The 19420-nt window shown below is 41.4% G+C and carries 15 protein-coding genes; 5 read left to right on the top strand and 10 right to left on the bottom strand.

All coding sequences use genetic code 11. From position 1 onward, the window contains the following. Positions 1–127 precede the first annotated feature (127 nt). Complete coding sequence (locus tag AAC388_RS12905) at positions 128–1198, top strand: AraC family transcriptional regulator (RefSeq protein WP_017403129.1); 1071 nt, start codon at positions 128–130, stop codon at positions 1196–1198. 15 nt (positions 1199–1213) lie between these two features. Here the strand turns inward: AAC388_RS12905 and AAC388_RS12900 are convergent, their stop codons facing one another. The 3 genes from AAC388_RS12900 to AAC388_RS12890 form a co-directional block, all read right to left on the bottom strand. Beyond that, complete coding sequence (locus tag AAC388_RS12900; RefSeq protein WP_001181009.1) at positions 1214–2110, bottom strand: DMT family transporter; 897 nt, start codon at positions 2108–2110, stop codon at positions 1214–1216. A 125-nt stretch (positions 2111–2235) separates the two neighbouring features. After that, the gene (gene garD / locus AAC388_RS12895) at positions 2236–3783 is read right to left on the bottom strand and encodes a galactarate dehydratase (protein ID WP_130173955.1); all 1548 of its coding nucleotides are present in this window, start codon (positions 3781–3783) and stop codon (positions 2236–2238) included. A gap of 70 nt (positions 3784–3853) precedes the next feature. Next, positions 3854–5212, bottom strand: coding sequence for an MFS transporter (locus tag AAC388_RS12890; protein WP_002120540.1), 1359 nt, complete (start codon positions 5210–5212; stop codon positions 3854–3856). 285 nt (positions 5213–5497) lie between these two features. On the opposite strand from AAC388_RS12890, the gene gudD reads away from it, so the two are divergent. The 4 genes from gudD (at position 5498) to AAC388_RS12870 (ending at position 10582) form a co-directional block, all read left to right on the top strand. Next, complete coding sequence (gudD, locus tag AAC388_RS12885) at positions 5498–6832, top strand: glucarate dehydratase (protein WP_130173956.1); 1335 nt, start codon at positions 5498–5500, stop codon at positions 6830–6832. Positions 6833–7098: 266 nt separating this feature from the next. Next, entirely contained in the window at positions 7099–8010 is a 912-nt protein-coding gene (gene kdgD / locus AAC388_RS12880; RefSeq protein ID WP_009387806.1) for a 5-dehydro-4-deoxyglucarate dehydratase, read from the top strand. A gap of 30 nt (positions 8011–8040) precedes the next feature. Beyond that, positions 8041–9627: an aldehyde dehydrogenase (NADP(+)) gene (locus AAC388_RS12875; protein WP_202732792.1), complete on the top strand. Its 1587-nt coding sequence runs from the start codon at positions 8041–8043 to the stop codon at positions 9625–9627. Positions 9628–9868: 241 nt separating this feature from the next. After that, entirely contained in the window at positions 9869–10582 is a 714-nt protein-coding gene (locus AAC388_RS12870; protein WP_005042034.1) for a FadR/GntR family transcriptional regulator, read from the top strand. Positions 10583–10646: 64 nt separating this feature from the next. On the opposite strand, the gene AAC388_RS12865 is transcribed toward AAC388_RS12870, so the two are convergent. The 7 genes from AAC388_RS12865 to AAC388_RS12835 all read right to left on the bottom strand — a co-directional run bounded on the left by AAC388_RS12865 (position 10647) and on the right by AAC388_RS12835 (position 19420). Further along, positions 10647–12398, bottom strand: a complete 1752-nt coding sequence (locus AAC388_RS12865; RefSeq protein ID WP_342370761.1) for a tannase/feruloyl esterase family alpha/beta hydrolase — start codon at positions 12396–12398, stop codon at positions 10647–10649. A gap of 33 nt (positions 12399–12431) precedes the next feature. After that, positions 12432–12821 (bottom strand): PaaI family thioesterase, encoded by a 390-nt coding sequence (locus tag AAC388_RS12860; protein WP_342370760.1) that lies wholly within the window; start codon positions 12819–12821, stop codon positions 12432–12434. A 39-nt stretch (positions 12822–12860) separates the two neighbouring features. Continuing rightward, a complete protein-coding gene (locus tag AAC388_RS12855; protein WP_342370759.1) occupies positions 12861–13397 on the bottom strand; it encodes a DUF3237 domain-containing protein in 537 nt (178 codons plus the stop codon). 57 nt (positions 13398–13454) lie between these two features. Next, the gene (locus AAC388_RS12850) at positions 13455–14705 is read right to left on the bottom strand and encodes an OprD family porin (RefSeq protein ID WP_342370758.1); all 1251 of its coding nucleotides are present in this window, start codon (positions 14703–14705) and stop codon (positions 13455–13457) included. An 81-nt stretch (positions 14706–14786) separates the two neighbouring features. After that, positions 14787–15926: an acyl-CoA dehydrogenase family protein gene (locus AAC388_RS12845; protein ID WP_342370757.1), complete on the bottom strand. Its 1140-nt coding sequence runs from the start codon at positions 15924–15926 to the stop codon at positions 14787–14789. 74 nt (positions 15927–16000) lie between these two features. Next, on the bottom strand, positions 16001–17887 hold the full coding sequence (locus tag AAC388_RS12840; protein WP_342370756.1) for a feruloyl-CoA synthase: 1887 nt from the start codon (positions 17885–17887) through the stop codon (positions 16001–16003). An 81-nt stretch (positions 17888–17968) separates the two neighbouring features. Beyond that, positions 17969–19420: an aldehyde dehydrogenase gene (locus AAC388_RS12835; RefSeq protein ID WP_342370755.1), complete on the bottom strand. Its 1452-nt coding sequence runs from the start codon at positions 19418–19420 to the stop codon at positions 17969–17971.

The raw sequence follows: 19420 nt of genomic DNA, 5'->3' as shown, positions 1-19420 counted from the left end.
TTATTCCTTCCATACTTTTGCTTATCATACTTTATGCTTGAAGCGTCATATGGTCGATGTTAAATTGAGACAACAAGAGGTAGTTTAGTGCCATTATGCACGTCACTCTAGGGATGGTGTGAATTAAATGCCTAATAATGTTTATAAAAATACAAATGCGGTTATCAAAGGAAATTATGATAATACATCCTTAGGTTCCAATACATATTTGCTGGGTTTGACCAGTTTATTTGATGAAATGGGTTTGCAAGGCCATTCAATATCAGATGTTTTATCTGGCACAAATATTTCGCCAGATGCGATGAATCAATCCTCTTTATATATTTCCCAAGTCCAAAAAATTCAGCTATTTCAAAATATTCAAAAGCTATCACATGATCCACTCATTGGTCTGCGCGCAGGGCAAAAGCAGCGATTGTCAGATTTTGGAGTATATGGCTATGCGTTATATTCCTCACGTAATTTTAGACAAGCAGTCGAGCTTGGCATTCGACACATTAAGCTTGCAGGGCCTATTTTAAAGAAGTCATTTTATATTCGAGATGATGTTGCCGTTTTTGAAGGGCAGGACATTATTGCACTGGGTAAGCTTTTACCTTTAGTGTGCGAGTTTTGGTTTAGCTCAATGCAAACTTTAATTGAACGGGTACTTGAAGGACCATTTCAAGCGAAGAAGCTTTTATTACCATACCCAGCGCCTGACTATGCAGAAGAATATGAAAAAGTGTTTCGTTGCCCCGTTCAGTTTAATGCTGGGGTGATGCAATGGCATTTTGATTTAAAGTGGCTCGATGTACCTTGCCCAAATGCCAACCCGATTACAGCCGATATGTGTAAGTCGTTTTGTGAGCGGATGCTAGGTGCTGCTGAACTTGAAGAGCCAGAGTTGGTGAAAACGATTCGTTTAATACTATTGGATGGAACGGGGCTTTTTCCATCAGCTCAAGAAATGGCTAAACGTTTACATATCTCAAAGCGGACCTTACATCGGCGTTTGGCAGGTTTTGATTTAACCTATCAAGAATTGTTAGATGAGACTCGGCGCCGTCTTGCTGATGAATATTTGCGAGAGACAACTTTAACTATAGATGAAATTGCTGAGAGAATTGGCTTTTCAGATACTTCTAATTTTAGAAAAGCCTATCGCCATTGGACAGGCATTTCACCAAATGAGTATCGAATACAGTACCTAAATTAGATTAAGGTTTGTTTGTTATTTAAATCGAGAAAGTAACTTTTTCTGCAAAAATGGATTACAGAGCAAAATCGCAAATAAAATAATAAATATGCCGATAATGCTAAACAGATCAGGTAATTCATGCCAAAAAACAAATCCCCAAATTCCTGCAAAAATAATGGCAATATAGTTCATTGGGCCAATTTGGCCAGCTGGGGCTAGGCTATAGGCATAAGACATAAAAAGTTGGCTTATATTTGCTAAAAGTCCTGCGGCAATGAGTAATGCTAGTTCATGCCAAGTGAAAATACGCCAATGCCAAAACATTGGAATAGAGGAAATTAAACTACCAAAAACACAAAAGTAAAAAACAATACGTTCAGGCGGCTCTGTACTGGTTAAAGCTCTTACGGTGACAAAGGCCATTGCTGATAAAAAGCATGCACCCAAGCCAATAAAAGATAGTGCGTTAAATAGACCCTGGTCGGGTTTAGCGACAAATAAAACCCCAATGAGTCCAATCACAGCGGCAAAAATCATCGATTTGGTAATTTTTTCTTTTAAGAAAAGCCATGCAATCAGTGGAATAAAGATAGGAGATGAATAACTAAAAACCATGGCGTTCGATAGTTTTAAGTTCGCAATGGCATAGAAAAAACCATACATTGCGGCTAGCCCGACAATACTTCGCCAAGTATGCATCCAGAGTTTATCGGTTTTAATAAAATCTAGCCCCTGTTTAAAGAGCATCGGAATAAAAATAAATAAACCTACTGCATTTCTAAAAAACACGACGGTCGCATTGTCTACCGTTTCTGAAGCAAAACGAATGCACACTCCCATAATGGAAAATAATAATGCCGATGTCATAAGACAAAGCAGTGCTTTTCCAAGTTGAGTTGAGGGGAGGTTTGAAGCAGTCTGATTTTGCATAGAGAAATAGAGTTCTTAATTTTCGATGTTATTTTAGCAGCGATGTTAAGTTTTAGTGAAATGTGTCGTAATTAAGATGGGAAATGTGAAAAGATGAGGTGATATGCCTCATCTTTTAAACCTTATTAGGTCACGGGTGCAGGGTTAAATACAGCGAGTGAGTTATGAATACCCCAACGGTCCGACCACGTTTGTTTTTCGCCACTAGCCACTTGTAAAATCAGTTCAAAAAGTTCCCAGCCCACTTCTTCAATAGTTTTCTTTCCAATCGCAATATCGCCAGCACTGATATCAATCAGGTCATACCAACGGTTTGCAATATTGTTTCGGCTTGCCATTTTAATGACAGGTACGGCTGCCAGCCCGTAGGGTGTACCACGACCTGTGGTAAAGACTTGAACAGTAATACCAGATGCCATTTGCTGCGTACCACAGATAAAGTCACTCGAAGGGGTGGCCGCAAAAATTAACCCCTTTTTTGTCGGTCTTTGGCCCGGTGCGAGAACTTCTACAATCGGTGAGCGGCCCGATTTTGCAATTGATCCCATCGCTTTTTCTACAATGTTATTCAGTCCACCTTTTTTATTGCCCGGTGTGGTATTGGCACTTCGGTCTACTTGGCCTGCTGCTAAGTAATCGTCATACCATTTCATTTCCCGAATTAGATCTTTGGCAACTTGTTCATTTACTGCGCGTGGAGTAAGTAGGTGAATGCCATCGCGGACTTCTGTAACTTCCGAAAACATGACGGTGCCGCCACATTGCACAATCAAGTCAGCTGCGAAACCAACGGCAGGGTTAGATGTAACTCCGGAAAATGCATCACTCCCACCACATTGCATGCCTACAACTAAATTAGAAACTGGAACTTCTTCTCGAGTACGTTGATTAAGCTTTTTAAGGTGTTGTTCTGCCACGGTTAAAATATGGTTGACCATACTTTCAAAACCGTTATGGCGTTCATCTTGTAACTGAATAATGTCCTCATTTGCTAGAGGAATATATTTGTTTTCTTTAGGAATGTTTAGAAGACGTTCGGGTTGCATTTTTTCGCAGCCCAGACTCACAACCATAATTTCTCCACCAAAATTAGGGTTGAGTGCAAGATTATGAATTGTACGAATAGGAACAATTGCAGCGGGTGCATCGATTGCCACGCCACAACCGTATAAATGGTTTAATCCGACTACACCATCTACATTTGAATATTTAGGAAGTAAATCACGTTCAATAATTTTAACGACATAATCAACAATACCCTCTACACAGTTAACACTGGTCGTAATACCTAAAATATTTTTTGTACCGACACTGCCATCCTTATTTTTATAACCTTTAAATGTATATCCGGTCAGTGGAGGAAGCTTAGGATCGGGGCGAGTTGCTAATTCAAGATCATCTAGCTCAGGTGCCTCTGGCATTTGGGTAACGGCTTCATTTACCCATGAACCTGCGGATAAATCTTTATTTGCATAACCAATAATTTCCCCATAACGAACAATTGCTTCACCTTGCTTTAATGACTTTAATAAAACTTTATGTCCCTGTGGCACATGATCAACCAAGATGAGTTGGTATTCTTCAATATGTGTAGAAGGTGGTAAACCGCCGTCATTCACTACAATGGCTACATTATCAAGAGGACTAATTTTTATGAGGAGAGGCTTCAGCATGATCATTCCTTGTATACATTTGAAGAGAGGTCATAACGCTTAAGTTAGTTAAGCGTTATGACTTAAAGTTTTAAGAGGTAGGTTTTAACTCGAAGCGCTGGATTTTGCCCACAATAGCGGTATAGCAAATTACTGCTGCAATCGCATGCACACCGACATAAGTCAATGCAAGGTTGAAAGAACCAGTACTTGCTAAGATATAGCCGATCACAATTGGGGTCACGATTCCTGCCGTATTACCAAACGCATTCATCATTCCGCCTGATAAGCCCACCATTTCTTTTGGTGCAACATCAGACATGACTGCCCAACCTAAAGAGCCGATTCCTTTGCCAAAGAAAGATAAAGACATAAAGAATACGATTGCTGCTTGAGAGTCGACGTAATTACACATAATGATTGAGGTTGAAACCAAGAATCCGACTACGATAGGTAGCTTTCTTGAAAAGCTTAAGCTGTAATTCATTCGAATTAACTTATCTGAAATCAAGCCACCTAAAATTCCTCCTACAAAGCCGCAGAGTGCAGGTGCAACTGCTGCAAAACCGGCTTCTAAAATGCTGAGATGTCTTTCTTTGACAAGGTAAACAGGGAACCAAGTCAAGAAAAAATAGGTCAGTGTATTTACACAATATTGTCCAATAAAGATACCGAGCATCATACGTGAAGCAAGCAATTGTTTAACTTTACTCCAAGTAATTTTCTCTTTTTTACTATTTTGGCTATTTTCACCCATGTCGAGTAAAGCACCTTCTGAAGCAATATATTTTACTTCTTCAGGATTTACTGTCGGATGATTGGTCGGGCTATAAATAACCTTAAGCCATATAAAGGAAAGAATGATTCCAAGGCCACCCATGACCCAGAAAATAGACTGCCAGTGGACGGTTGCAACAAGCCAACCCATTAGGGGAGCAAAAAGTACGGTTGAGAAATAAGAGGATGAGTTAAAAATGGCAGCGGCAGTTCCACGTTCTTTGGTTGGAAACCATGCGGCAGCAATTTTACTGTTACCCGGAAAAGCAGGTGATTCAGACAAACCAACTAAAAATCTGAGTACAAAGAGTGAAGTAATGATGGTCGCAGTATCACCTAAAATGTCGGTAAAACCGATTAAAACAGTGAATAAAGACCATAAAAACAGACTCCAGAAATATACACGACGAGCACCAAACTTATCGAGTAGCCAACCACCTGGAATTTGACCAATTACATAGGCCCATGCAAAGGCTGAGAAAATATAACCCATGGTAACTGAGTCGATTCCCAGCTCATGAGACATTGGCGTTGCAGCCATTGAAAGGGTTGCACGATCACCGTAATTAAAAGCCGTGACCAAAAAAATCATCGCAAGAATGTAGTAGCGAGTTTTTGTATGTTTGGCTCTTTGCTGAGTCACTACAGCAATATTTGTTTGCAGATTATCCATATACAAACTCTTTTTAATAATCGACCTATTTGCATATCCGTGAAATAGGTGACGTCATGTCAAATTCATCGATAGAATAGATGAGAAAACGGAATTTTGTATCTACTCTATAGTCCTAGTTCTAAAACCGCGTCTTTAGATGTATGACATCATATGATTAAAAATATTATTTTGGCAAGTAGGGTCGAAAAATAATTTTTATATGGCTTTATATTGACAAGTTGTCTGATGTCTTATAAGTTTTGGTAATGAAAAAATAGTATCAGAATGCCAAGGAGTATTTTAATGGCGACCTCTACACCTATCGTTAAATCAATTCGAGCAATTCCTGTTGCTGGACATGACAGCATGCTGCTCAATTTGAGTGGTGCTCATGGACCTTATTTCACTCGTAACATACTTATTATCGAAGATAACTCTGGAAATATTGGTGTAGGTGAAATTCCGGGTGGAGAAAAAATTTTAGCGACATTAAATGATGCTAAAGCCTTGGTAGAAGGGCAGCCGATTGGCGAATATAAAAATCTACTTAAAAAAATTCAGCAAACTTTTGCTGATCGTGACAGTGGTGGTCGAGGCAATCAAACCTTTGATTTACGTACCACAATTCATGTTGTAACGGCTTATGAGTCAGCATTACTTGATTTGCTTGGCAAGCATTTAAATGTGAATGTCGCAAGCTTACTAGGTGAAGGTCAGCAACGTAGTGAAGTTGAAGTATTAGGATATTTATTCTTTATCGGCGACCGAAAACAGACTTCATTAGACTATGCGACTACACCTCAGCATAACCATGACTGGTATAAAGTCCGTCATGAAAAAGCGTTAACACCTGAGGCTGTGCAGCGTTTAGCAGAAGCATCTTATGACCGTTATGGGTTTAAAGACTTTAAGTTAAAAGGTGGCGTATTACAGAGCGAACAAGAAGCCGAAGCTGTTACAGCTATCGCGCGCCATTTTCCAGAAGCGCGTGTGACGCTTGATCCAAACGGAGCATGGTTTTTAGACGAAGCAATTGCTTTAGGCAAACATCTTAAAGGAGTGTTGGCCTACGCAGAAGACCCGTGTGGTGCAGAACAAGGTTATTCAAGCCGTGAAATTATGGCCGAGTTTAAACGTGCAACAGGCTTACCCACTGCGACCAATATGATTGCTACGGACTGGCGAGAAATGTCGCATAGTATTCAATTGCAAGCTGTTGATATTCCTTTGGCTGATCCACATTTTTGGACATTGGAAGGCTCGGTTCGAGTTTCACAACTCTGCAATATGTACAATTTAACGTGGGGTTCGCATTCTAATAATCACTTTGATATTTCACTTGCCATGTTTACACATGTTGCTGCCGCTGCGGTAGGTAAGGTAACGGCAATTGATACGCACTGGATTTGGCAAGAAGGTACAGATCAGCTCACTAAAGCACCGCTTGAAATTAAAGACGGTAAAATTCAGGTGCCAACCGCACCGGGACTTGGTGTCGAGTTGGACTGGGACCGAATTAACCAAGCCCATGAGCTCTATAAATTAAAAGGTTTAGGAGCTCGTAATGATGCCGATGCGATGCAATTTTTAATACCAAACTGGTCATTTAATAATAAAAAGCCTTGTTTGGTTCGTTAATGTTTTACCGATATCTTTGAAAAATTCGCTTTTTGAGTTTTCTTAATGCTTTGCTGTCCATATGGGCAGCTTTTTTTATGTCTAACGATTAGTCCTAATATTGAGAGTTTTTAAAGATGTTTTATAAAACAATAGGTTAAATTATTTTAGATAATGAACTTTGATCTTTTTAAAAAATTTAATTTTTCAGAGGAAAAATATATTGATTAAAATAAAATTTATGATGTAAGATGTCTGACAACATAAACATGTATGGATATTTTCTAATGGATGCTCTTGAGTTAAAAAACATTGTTTCTGATGGCCTTCTTTCTTTTCCGGTTACTGATTTTGACCAAAATGGGGACTTTAATAAATCTTCTTATGCAAAACGTCTTGAATGGTTAGCGCCTTATGGTGCAAGCGCATTATTTGCTGCGGGTGGTACAGGTGAGTTTTTCTCGTTAACTGGAAGTGAATACTCTGACGTGATTAAAACTGCTGTCGATACTTGTAAAGGTAGTGTACCGATTATTGCTGGGGCAGGTGGTCCGACACGTCAGGCGATTGAACAGGCAAAAGAAGCAGAGCGCTTAGGTGCACACGGTATTTTGTTAATGCCGCATTACCTAACTGAAGCAAGCCAAGAAGGTTTGATCGAACACGTTAAGCAAGTATGTAACTCAGTAGACTTTGGCGTAATTTTTTATAACCGTAGCGTTTCAAGATTAAATCTCGATTCAATCCAAAAGTTAGCTGAGATGTGCCCGAACTTAATCGGTTTTAAAGACAGCTCTGGTCAAATCGATATGATGACAGCAGTGACTCAGACTATGGGTGATCGTTTGTCGTATTTAGGTGGTTTACCAACAGCAGAAGTTTTTGCAGCGCCATATAAAGCCTTAGGTTGCCCAGTTTATTCATCAGCTGTATTTAACTTTATTCCAAAGACTGCAATGGAGTTTTATAACGCGCTTCGCAGTGATGACTTTGAAACAACGAATCGTTTGATTAAAGATTTCTTCTTGCCATTGATTAAAATTCGCGACCGTAAATCAGGTTATGCGGTAAGCATGATTAAAGCTGGTGCCAAAATTGTTGGGCATGATGCAGGTCCTGTGCGTCCACCATTAAGTGATTTAACTCAAGCAGACTATGAAGATTTGGCTGCCCTCATTGCGACACTCGGTCCGCAATAATTTTAACTGTTTAGGTATTGGAGCTTTAAAATGAGTAAAAATAACGGTCGGCAGTTTATTAATGGTCAACGTGTTGCTGCAAATGCGCCAGCCCTAGAAAGTATAGCTGCAAAAGATTATCAGCCAATAGGTTATGTATTTAGTCAGGCGACCCTTGAAGAAGTAGATCAGGCTGCTCAAGCTGCACATAACGCTTTTTTAGTTTATAGCCAAACTTCTCAAGAGCAACGTGCCTCTTTTCTAGAAGAGATTGCTCGCCAAATTGAAGCATTAGGTGCGAACTTGCAAGAAGTCGCTTCACTTGAAACAGGCTTACCACTTGCTCGTCTTCAAGGAGAGACAGGCCGTGTTACTGGTCAGCTTCGACTGTTTGCTGAACTTTTACGCCGTGGCGATTTTTATGGTGCTCGTATTGATGTGGCATTACCAGAGCGTAAGCCTTTGCCGCGTGTCGATTTGCGTCAATATAAAGTTGGAGTAGGACCGGTTGCTGTGTTTGGCGCGAGTAATTTCCCACTTGCATTTTCAACAGCAGGCGGTGATACCGTAGCTGCTTTAGCAGCAGGGTGTCCGGTTGTCTTTAAAGCACACTCTGGTCATATGGCAACTGCTGAGCTTGTTGCAGAAGCCATTGAAAAAGCAATCGAAGTTTGCGATATGCCTAACGGCACATTCAATATGATTTTTGGCGGCCGTATTGGCGCAAACTTGGTAGAACATCCACTGATTCAGGCAGCCGGTTTTACGGGTTCTCTTGAAGGCGGAATGGCACTTTATAACCTTGCGCAGAGCCGTCCTCAGCCAATTCCATTCTTTGCTGAAATGTCGAGTGTGAACCCTGTAGTGGTTTTATCTCAAGCGCTGAGTTCTCGTGGTGAACAAATTGCTCAGGATACGGTTGCCTCATTTAATATGGGATGTGGCCAGTTCTGTACAAAACCGGGGTTAATTTTAGGTGTAGAAGGACCTGAATTTGACAGTTTCGTAGCAGCTTTAGCTGAAAGCACGCAAAAAGCTGTGCCTCAGGTCATGCTGAATGAAGGAACTTTAAAAAGTTACCGTCAAGGTATTGATGCTCTAAACAGTGAAGCTGGTTTTGAAGTTATTGCGACAGGACAAGAGGCCGAGCTAGTTTCTCAAGCAAAAGCACATCTATTTAAAGCGGATCAATCTGTTTTATTGTCAGGCAACCCAAAACTACAACATGAAGTTTTCGGGCCAATGTCGATTGTGATTGGCGTAGAAGATAAAGCGACTTTGTTAAAAGGGATCGAGTCTTTAGGTGGACAGCTCACGGCAACCATTATTGGTGATGAAAATGAGTTGTCTGAAGCAGGCGAGCTTCTTCATTTGCTAACCGGTAAAGCTGGCCGTGTATTGTTTAACGGTTTCCCGACAGGAGTTGAAGTGTCTGATGCCATGGTACATGGTGGTCCTTTCCCTGCAACCAGTGATGCACGCGGAACTTCGGTGGGTACGGGAGCGATTGAGCGTTTCTTGCGTCCGGTATGTTTCCAAAATACACCACAAGTTTTATTACCCGATGCATTAAAAGATAGTAATCCACTACAGATTACTCGTCTGGTCAATGGGCAATTAACTCAGGCTCAAATTTAAAAGTTGTGCAGCTCAATCAATGGTATTGAGCTGCATATTTTTTAACTTATTCAACGCATTATTAAATATCAACAGAAGCATAAGTTGCTTACTTTTTAAATATATGTGAGAGCTAGATAAGGGAGATAAAATATTTTGATTTTAATAACTTAGAGGTATAAAAACCGAATATGACTATCGTCTAAGTTTATAGTAAAATGAATTTTCTAATTTTTTCAACATTTCATGAGTTCTTCAGATTATGTCTAGTGCAATTAAACCTAGATCAACAAAAAAACTAAGCCAGATTATTGTAGAACAACTGATCGAAAAAATTCAGTCTGGAGACTTCCAAGTCGGAGAGAAAATTCCGACCGAACTTGAATTAATTGAAACTTTTGAAGTAAGCCGTTCTGTTATTCGTGAAGCCATCACTGAGTTGCGTTCTTTAGGGTTTGTCGAGACTCGTCACGGGATTGGTACTTTTGTAAAAGAACAGACGGTTGAACAGAATTTTTTGCTGTCTAATGCCAGTTTAGAAACCATTAACGATATTGTTTCTTTACTTGAGCTTCGAATTAGCCTTGAGTCGGAAGCAGTTTTTTTAGCCTCAGAGCGCCGTAAGCAAATCCATATCGATAAAATGAAAGCTGCGCTTGAAGACTTTGAACGTCATATTTCATCAGATGCAAATGATGGCACAGTAAAAGCTGATTATGATTTCCATATTGCCATTGCTGAAGCTTCTGAAAACCAATATTTCGTTGATTTTCTAAAGTATCTGGGTGAAAAAATTATACCGCGTGCACGCTTAAAATCTATTGAGCAAAGTCCTGAAAACCGCGAAGAATATTTAAAAGCGGTTCATCATGATCATGTCAATATTTATAACGCAATTGTCGATCAGGATGGTTTGTTGGCTCGACAAATGATGCGAGCTCATCTGTCTAAAAGTATTAAAAAGTTTAAGCAGTAAAACTTGAGCTAATATTAAGATAAAAAAGAGAGCCTGTTTAGCTCTCTTTTAATTTTATAGGGTGTTATTTACAGCTAAAGTTTTCAGCTTTCTCACTATCACCTTGACCATTGTAACGGGCGATCAGTGGGTAAGGGCAAAGTGGACGGGTGCGGTCTGGCGCCCAGTCCTGTGGAAGCTCAGTATTAATTTGACCACTCGGATTACCTGCACCGCGTGCAGCCGCAATGATTTTGTCAGGTGCTTGTCCATATTCCACCCAGTTGACTAAAGCAGTCAATGCATCAAATTGGTCGGTCGCAATACCATCACGGGTATGGTTCATGCCCGGAACTCTAAAGAAACGCGCAAATTCAGGTGCTGTACTTTTTGCATCATTTTTATAGTGTTGTAGCAGTTGATCGTACCAATTTTGGGTGTCATCTACAGAGAAGACGCCGTCTGCTGTGCCTTGTACCACAATCATTTTTCCACCGTGATTACGGAGTTTATCTAGATTAAGTTCATCAGGTGGCATCATGAAAGACATCGAACTTTCAGTATAAACATCATTGGTTGCCGAGAGTTTTGGATAGTCGGTATCGAAGTTAAAATTAAAGGCAAATTGTCTAGAATTTTGAGTCACAGTTGGGTCTGGTGGGACTTGAAAAAGAATGCCGACTGCAACTGGGTCACGAGCTGTTCCCACCGAAGATTCGAATTTCCAGCTTGCCCAGTTACTGCCGACTAAACCGGGGTCGTAAGGCTGGGTTGCATAGAGCGCTTGTCCAACAGAGTTTACAGGACCACGGTAAATGTTGGCTAATACATCAATTTGTTCGGTACTTAAACAAGTCCCATCTCTTGTGCTTGAGCAAACGGGTACATGCTTATGAATATCAAAAGCTGTACGGCAAGCTTCGACATCTTGAACCAGCCCATCTGAAACACCGTCTAAGGCATCGCATCGATCTAAAATAGCTTTTGCTAATACTTTGCGCTCTGGAAGAGTTAGAGCAGTACTTAGGTCATTTTCATCTGTTGCGACACGACGAAGCTGTTGTGCTGTGTAGAGTTGAGCCGCGGCTGCACGAGGTAAGTGAAAACCCGGTGTGCTTGCCAAAATTCCATCATATTGATCGCCCAAACGGGTTGCGGCAATCATGGCATGACGTCCGCCGTTCGATGTGCCGCCTGCATAGGAGCGGTCTGGCAATTTACCATATGCGGCTTTAATTAGGTTTTTTGCCATAGGCGTGAGTTTGGTAATCGCACCGTAGCCGTAGTTAATTCTGGCTTGAGGGTCTAAACCGAACATTGGATTTTGTGAGGCATTATGTCCAGCATCGGAAGAAATGACCGCAAAACCATCATGCAGGGCATTGGTCAGTGGGCCACCGCTACCAACCTGACCTGTTGCAGGGACTAAATTACCATCGGTTCCGCCATTGCCTTGATAGAGGAAACGACCATTCCAGTCTATTGGTAAGCGCATTTCAAAACCAATTTGATAGGTTTGTCCATCGACAGGGCTTACACGTTGGTCCATATAACCTTTAACCAAACAATGAGTGCCAATCGGTTTGTTGGCGACAGTCAATGTACCTGCTTCTTGAAGGGTAGCTGAGCTAATGACTGTATTGTTGTACTGAAACCCCAGTAAGTCTGAACAGCTTCCTGTCATTTTTACGCCAACAGCAGGAGATAATTGTGGTGGTTTGGTTGTTGACGGAACCGTTGTGTCATCATTATCACTTCCACAGCCTGCCAAAGCACCAAGCATGGCAAGCACCAAAGCGGAGCGGGTCAAAATTCGTTTATTGTTGGTGTAATTCATTTATTCATATCCTTATTGAATGAATGTTTGTAATTAATCTAAAACCAAAAAATTAGCTGTGCTTCGTGCAATCATTTTGTTGTTTTGCCAAGCTTCACTTTCGAGATTCAGTACAGTTTTGCCTTGTTTAATGAATCGGCATTTTGTAATGACTTCACCTACAGCACAGGGCCTTAAAAAATCCATTGTTAAGTTGATGGTGGTAGCGGGTTTACGGCCATTGGCGAGAAATGCAAAAAGTCCCATCACATCGTCAAGCATGGCGCAGATCATGCCGCCTTCAACGGTGCCGCGTGGATTGGTAAAGCTTTCAAGCGCCGTGTACTGGATGGTGAGTTCAGTGTTTTGGTCATTCCAATGGATATTATGTCCACCCAAATGGTGATGGATGGGGGGTAAGTGTTCTAAAATTTTTTGATCCATAGTGAAGGGTCCATCCTTTTGAAAGTTTTATAAAAATTATTATTTCAAGGTGTAGGCATCATAAATAACCGCTTTGCCCAAACGCATTGCACTACCTACCGCAACGGTCTGGTTAAGCCATGAGTATTTAGGTGAGCTGGTTTCAAACTGCATGGTAATTTTGAAATAGTAATTTTTCGGATCGACATCTTTGCCTTGGGCAAGCTGTTTTAGCGTTTCTGCCGAGCCATGGCGGTAACCTTTGGTTTGAAGGTAAATAAGCGCACCATCATTGGTTTCTAATAGATATCGCGTATCAATAATGGCTAGCCCTTTACTGTCGACAATTTGCCAATCTGCGCCATTATTTAAAATGCGGCCCTTAAGGGATTTACCTTCAAATGTCCCACCTGTAATAGGAATAATTCGGCGTTTACCAGCATCACTGGTTGTGCCTAATTCCCAAACAGGTGCATTTAGATCAACACTAAATTTTGCTAAAGGCTCAAGCTGAATAGGTGGAGGGCTATATTGCGTTTCGCCATGAGTCAGGCCAATGAAACAAATTCCGCAGAGTAGCGTTACAACTTTTTTCATGATGAATTTCCCGAAATAAAAAGAGGTTCTATGTGTGACAGAACCTCTCGTTTTGAATTATTTAAATTTCCATGTGTAGTCGATGTTGATACGGGTTTCGTTTACAGGTTTGATGTTGGCTGTAGAGAGCATGTTGTTGTCATAAATAGCGTAGCGTGCGCGTAATCCTAAATTTTTTAACCAGCCACTTTGAACGGTGTAGCCTAAATCAAAGTCTGTTTCGCGTTCTTTTAAATTGGTTCCGCCTAAGTTGGGTGCATAAATATTGTGACCTGTGGTGTAACGGGTCATAAAACGTAAACCCGGTACATAATCTTTAAAGTCATATTCATAACGGAAGCTATAGGCCTTTTCTTTTGGGTTTAAAAACTCGCCCGGCCATGTATCAATGAGTAGACCCGTTTCACCTCCCGTCAAATACGGAAAAGCGGTGTCGCCGTGATGTTGGAAGGTTCCAAAAATAAATTTATGGTTTTGATGTTTGAGTTCGAAATGCGCATGATAAAGGTCATTATCGACTAAGCCTGCTTTTGCTTGTCCGTCATCTCGGCTGCGGTAGTAACGTAATTGAGAGCTAAAATTAGTAGTGTCATTAATTTTGTGTTGATGTAGTGCGCCGACCATGGTTTGGTTATAAAGGTCATCAACATCCATATAAAAAGCGGTGAGCTTGAGTGCAGGATTAAACTGATAGTTTCCACCTAAATAATAAAGCCCATCAGTTTCGGCGCCTTTAAATCGTCCATTCACCCCAGAAATTTTAATTTTTTCATAGTTGGTCGAATCACGATGATTCACTTTATCGAGGTAGGCTGCCTGTAAATCAAAATCTTTAATATCTTTACTGGTCAGTGAAATGCCTCGATAAGTTTGAGGAAGCAAACGAGCAGGTGACGCTACTAAAACAGGGTTCATTGGCATTAGGGTACCAATGCGTAGCTCGGTCTGGCTCATTTTCGCTTTTGCTGTGACCCCAATTTCACCGTAAGAGTCAGCAGGTTCATTGGTGCGCGTGTCTCTAGGTAAGTTACCTGTACCTCCATGCTCTGCATCGGCATCAAGTTTAAAACCCGCCGTTGCAAGCACATCCAGCCCAAAACCGACAGTTCCTTCGGTATAACCTGAATTGGCTTTAAGAATAAAACCTTGTGTCCAGTCTTTGGCTGCAGGGTAAGCAGATTGCTCTTGGTAGTCGCGGTCAAAATAGAAATTTCGTGTGGTGAGTTCTACTGAACTATTATTAATAAAACTGCCAGCCCACACTGAACCTGAGAGCATGAGGGTAGAGTACATCCATAATTTCGACATAGCATTTCTTCCTGAAATAACATTTTTTTGTTTTAAACAAGGCATAGTTGTTGTGTCTGCCTTGTTTGGTTTTAAATCGAATTATTTTCCGAGCAGTTCTCGGGCTACGATTTCTTTCATAATTTCATTGGTTCCCCCATAAATTTTTTGTACGCGTGCATCCACAAAAAAGCGTGAAATCGGATATTCCTGCATGTAACCGTAGCCACCAAAAAGCTGAAGTAATTGATCAATCACTTCACATTGGACATCGGTAATAAAGCACTTCAGTGCGGCAACTTGAGTGACGCTTAACTGGTGTTGTTGATAAAGCGCCGCACATTGATCTACAAAGGCTTGTGCGGCTTTTGCTTTGATTTGAGCGTTTGCGAGCACAAAGCGTGTGTTTTGCATTTGACTTAACGGTTGTCCGAAAGCTTTACGTTCCAAAACATAGTCTTTAGTAATTTCAATGGCGCCTAAAATTGACCCCAACGCCATCATTGAAATGCTTAAACGTTCACGAGGTAACTCTTGCATTAAATAAGCAAAACCTTGACCTTCTTCACCCAAACGCTGAGTTGCAGGCACACAGACATCATCAAAAAACAGTTCGGCTGTATCTTGGGCATGCAGCCCGATTTTTTGCAAAGACCGACCTTTTTTAACGCCGTCTAAAGTGGCATCGACTAATAAAATTGATATGCCTTTTGCTTTAGCTTGAGGATCAGTTTTCGCTACTAAAACGATCAGGTCGGCATGCAAACCATTTGAAATAAAAGTTTTTGAACCATTAATACGGTAATGATCATTTTCTAAAATCGCTTGAGTGCGTATAGCCTGTAGGTCTGAACCAGCATTGGCTTCGGTCATGGCAATTGCAGTGACGACTTCACCTGTCACCATTTTCGGTAACCAATAACGTTTTTGCTCTTCGGATCCGATATTTTGCAGATAAGGAGAGACCAGCTCATTTTGCCCGCCAATCGCAACTGCCAAAGACGCAAAGCCCGCTTGAGCTGTTTCTTGAACCAGCATGAGGGAGAAATGAACAGGAGCACCGTAGCCACCGTATTCTTCGGGAACATCTACGCACAAAAAGCCATTTTCCCCAAGACGAAGCCATAGATCACGTGGGATAAGGCCATCGTGTTCCCACTGTTCATAATACGGGGCAACCTGTTCTTTTAAGAACCTGCGATAGCTATCCCGAAATAGTTCAAATTCTGTATCGTGTGGCATGTTGAACCTTTTTTAGGCAAAAGTGAGGCTAAGGCCCAAACCGAAGTTTGAGCTTCCTTTTTTATTTCAATTGCTTATTGCTTTAAGGTGGGCACCCGTATAATCAGCGGGTTATCAGTCTGCTTTTGATAAAGCTCATCAATTAATGCTGCACGACGCTTGGTAATACTGCTCTGATTGAGATTGCCCTTATCGGTCACTTCGCCTGCATCGAGTTGAGGTGGCTCGGTCATTAAATAAAGCATTGAGACTGTATTTGAACTGCCAGTCGCATCTTTATTAAAGGTCGTTAAAAATTGGCGGAACCATTGCTGGACTTTAGGGTGTTGCAATATCTCTATTGCAGAATGTTCACCAAGCTTAAGGCCAGCATGTTGAGCACACGCTTCTAATTTTGGAAAAATCAAAAAGCCAACCGCATTCAGGTTTGAACCTGTAATGCAGACATCTTGAATCAGTAAATTACCTTGAATGAGCACTTTGTTGCGTAGTGTGCCCACATTCACAAAAGTGCCTGTATTGAGTTTAAAGTCTTCAGCAATTCGTCCGTCGTACATCAGTCCTTTGGTTGGATCATTGATATCGACTAAACGAACGGCATCGCCTGTATGGAAAAAGCCTTCATCATCAAAAATAGTGCTTTGCTGGTCCGCCTTTAACCGCCAATAGCCTTTCATGACATGTTTACCACGAACACAAAACTCAAGTTTGTCGCCACATGGAACCAGCTTAATTTCACATCCCGGAGCAGGGTAACCAATAAAGCCAGCCATCACACGTGGGCCAGTTGTAAAAGCACAAGAGGGAGCAGTTTCAGTCATACCCAATCCGCTCATAATGCGAATTTTTTCTCCGCAATGTTGCTGAGCAATTTTATCGAGTCTGTTCCAGCCCGCTTCTGAAAGCGCTGCACCTGCAAAGAATAAAATTTTAACCTTAGCAAAAAAGCGGTCTCTTAATTCTTTATCTTTTTCTAACGCTTCGGTGAGTTCTTCCCAACCTTTTGGCACATTTAAATAAACTGTCGGAGAAATTTCTTTGAGATTACGAATAGTTTCGTCAAATTTTCCGGCAACGGGTTTGCCATCATCAATGTAAATCGTACCGCCGTTATAGAGTGCGATGCCGACATTGTGACTGCCGCCAAATGTGTGGTGCCAAGACAGCCAGTCGAGTAGGACAGGCGGCGTTTCTTCAAACTCAGGGAAAGTCTGCAATAACATTTGCTGATTAACACACAACATTAAATGTGTGGTCGGTACAGCTTTAGGTAATTTAGTTGAGCCTGATGTAAATAGAAATTTAGCAATCTGGTTTTCATCAAGGGTTTGATAAAACTCTTGAACATTTGAAACTGGTGTATCTAACAGCGATTGAAAAGATGTGCAGATCTGATCGTCCACAATTCCTTTGTTGGTCACCACTTCAATATCAGGCGTAATACATGCCTGAATCGCTTTGGCAAAAGCTTGTCCATCGCTGGCATAAACCATACCAGGTGTCAGCACTTCAAACACATGTTTGAGTTTACCAAAGTCTTGAGAAATCAGAGAGTAGGCAGGGGAAATAGCTGAGAAAGGCACACCCGCCAGCATGGCACCCATAGAGAGTGTTAAATGTTCAAGATCATTACCACTTAAAATGACGAGTGGCCTTTCTTGGCTTAAATTACGGTCATGCAAAGCTTGAGCAATGTGCCATGCGCGTTGTAGAACTTCTGCATAACTTAGTTTGACCCATTCGCCTTGAGCATTGCGTTTTGCTGCAAAAATATGGTCGGGTTTGGTTTGTGCAAAATGAATTAACCGATCTGTCAGTTTTTGTGGATACGGTTTTAATTGCTCTTTTGGGCTGATATAGAGCGTGTCATCTTTATGGTGATAATGAATATCATGTTGCCCTAATTTTACGAACCGTTCGCGGTCTTGTGATTGAGTGGCATTCATTTGCATTTCTTTCACTCCATGGAAAGCGCATCACTGCGCTTTATTTTTTGCATCATGCAATTTTTATTTAATATGTCTGTGTTCGCATTAGCCTGACTAAATCGGGTAATGACGTGATTGGGTTTGAATAGTAATCCAGCGTAGTTCGGTAAATTCGGCAACAGAGACTTTACTACCAAAACGTCCGTAACCACTCGATTTTGTTCCGCCAAATGGCATTTGAGCTTCGTCATGTACGGTTGCGCCGTTAATGTGACAAATACCCGAATCAATCTGTTTAGCGACTTCTAATGCCTGTGAAATATTTTGGCTAAACACTGCCGAAGACAGACCAAACTCGCTGTCATTTGCCAATGCTATGCCTTCTTCAATACTTGAAAAACGTTGAACTGTGCATACAGGTCCAAATGATTCTTCGCGGTAAAGCAGCATGTCAGGTTTAATATTGAGCACCAGCGTCGGTTGCATAGTGGTGTCTTCAATATGGATACCTAAAGGTAAGTCAGCCCCTTTGTTTTGGGCATCTTCCAGCAAATGCTGAATACGGTTTGCAGCGCGTCGACTTTCTAAAACACCCAGCACATTGTCTTTTGAAGTTGGATTGCCTGCCCGAATAGAGCGGGTTTTTTCAATCAGTTTATCAATAAACTGGTCGGCAATTTTGTCTTGAACCAAAACACGTTCGGTCGACATACAGATTTGACCCTGATTAAAGAATGCTCCAAAAGCAACTGCATTTACGGCTTCATTAATGTCAGCTTCATTTAAAACCACAACAGGGGCTTTCCCACCGAGTTCGAGTAAAACTGGTTTTAAATATTTAGCAGCAGTCTCGGCAATAATTTTTCCGACTTTGGTTGAGCCGGTAAAATTAATGCGTTTCACGGCTGGATGAGACACTAAGCGCTCCACGATTTGTGGTGCATCTTCGGCGGCATGCGTAATCACATTCACGACACCTTCACCCAGACCCGCTTCATGTAACACTTCACCAATGAGACGATGTGTTGCTGGGCAGGCTTCTGAGGCTTTTAACACTACCGTGTTACCACAAGCCAAAGGCATGGCAAGTGCACGTGTTGCCAAAATCACAGGAGCGTTCCAAGGAGCAATCCCTACAATCACACCACAAGGAACCCGTACACCCATTGCAAGATTGCCCGGCACATCTGACGGAATCAGGCTTCCGTCAATTTGTGTAGTCATTGCTGCTGCTTCACGTAACATGTTGGCAGCAAGGTGAACGTTAAACCCATACCATGTCGCAGTTGAACCTGTTTCTTGCATTCCAGTTTGAATGAATTGCTCGGTTTTTTGGTCCATTAAATCGGCTGCTTTTAATAAGCGTAAGCGACGTTCGGTAGGCGAGAGTTTCGACCATACTTTAAAAGCTTGTTGTGCCGAATCGATTGCACGATCAACATCTTCCAACGTTGCAGCAGCAGCTTGAGTTGCCACCGATCCATCAATTGGACTGATACGCTCAAAAGTTGCCTGATTTGATGCATCAACAGATTGACCGTGAATAAGTAACTGTACATTTTGCAT

This window comes from Acinetobacter sp. D009, assembly GCF_038562025.1.
GTDB classification, from domain to species: Bacteria; Pseudomonadota; Gammaproteobacteria; order Pseudomonadales; family Moraxellaceae; genus Acinetobacter; species Acinetobacter pittii.
Note: the sequence above shows the minus strand (reverse complement) of the source record. Positions and strands in the feature narration are given on the sequence as shown.

What these genes read in the sequence shown, in the direction of transcription:
- AAC388_RS12865 (WP_342370761.1), bottom strand. Translation starts at nt 12,398, where the DNA reads ATGAATTACACCAACAATAAACGAATTTTGACCCGCTCCGCTTTGGTG.
- gudD (WP_130173956.1), top strand. Translation starts at nt 5,498, where the DNA reads ATGGCGACCTCTACACCTATCGTTAAATCAATTCGAGCAATTCCTGTT.
- kdgD (WP_009387806.1), top strand. Translation starts at nt 7,099, where the DNA reads ATGGATGCTCTTGAGTTAAAAAACATTGTTTCTGATGGCCTTCTTTCT.
- AAC388_RS12890 (WP_002120540.1), bottom strand. Translation starts at nt 5,212, where the DNA reads ATGGATAATCTGCAAACAAATATTGCTGTAGTGACTCAGCAAAGAGCC.
- garD (WP_130173955.1), bottom strand. Translation starts at nt 3,783, where the DNA reads ATGCTGAAGCCTCTCCTCATAAAAATTAGTCCTCTTGATAATGTAGCC.
- AAC388_RS12905 (WP_017403129.1), top strand. Translation starts at nt 128, where the DNA reads ATGCCTAATAATGTTTATAAAAATACAAATGCGGTTATCAAAGGAAAT.
- AAC388_RS12900 (WP_001181009.1), bottom strand. Translation starts at nt 2,110, where the DNA reads ATGCAAAATCAGACTGCTTCAAACCTCCCCTCAACTCAACTTGGAAAA.
- AAC388_RS12875 (WP_202732792.1), top strand. Translation starts at nt 8,041, where the DNA reads ATGAGTAAAAATAACGGTCGGCAGTTTATTAATGGTCAACGTGTTGCT.
- AAC388_RS12835 (WP_342370755.1), bottom strand. Translation starts at nt 19,420, where the DNA reads ATGCAAAATGTACAGTTACTTATTCACGGTCAATCTGTTGATGCATCA.
- AAC388_RS12860 (WP_342370760.1), bottom strand. Translation starts at nt 12,821, where the DNA reads ATGGATCAAAAAATTTTAGAACACTTACCCCCCATCCATCACCATTTG.
- AAC388_RS12850 (WP_342370758.1), bottom strand. Translation starts at nt 14,705, where the DNA reads ATGTCGAAATTATGGATGTACTCTACCCTCATGCTCTCAGGTTCAGTG.
- AAC388_RS12845 (WP_342370757.1), bottom strand. Translation starts at nt 15,926, where the DNA reads ATGCCACACGATACAGAATTTGAACTATTTCGGGATAGCTATCGCAGG.
- AAC388_RS12855 (WP_342370759.1), bottom strand. Translation starts at nt 13,397, where the DNA reads ATGAAAAAAGTTGTAACGCTACTCTGCGGAATTTGTTTCATTGGCCTG.
- AAC388_RS12870 (WP_005042034.1), top strand. Translation starts at nt 9,869, where the DNA reads ATGTCTAGTGCAATTAAACCTAGATCAACAAAAAAACTAAGCCAGATT.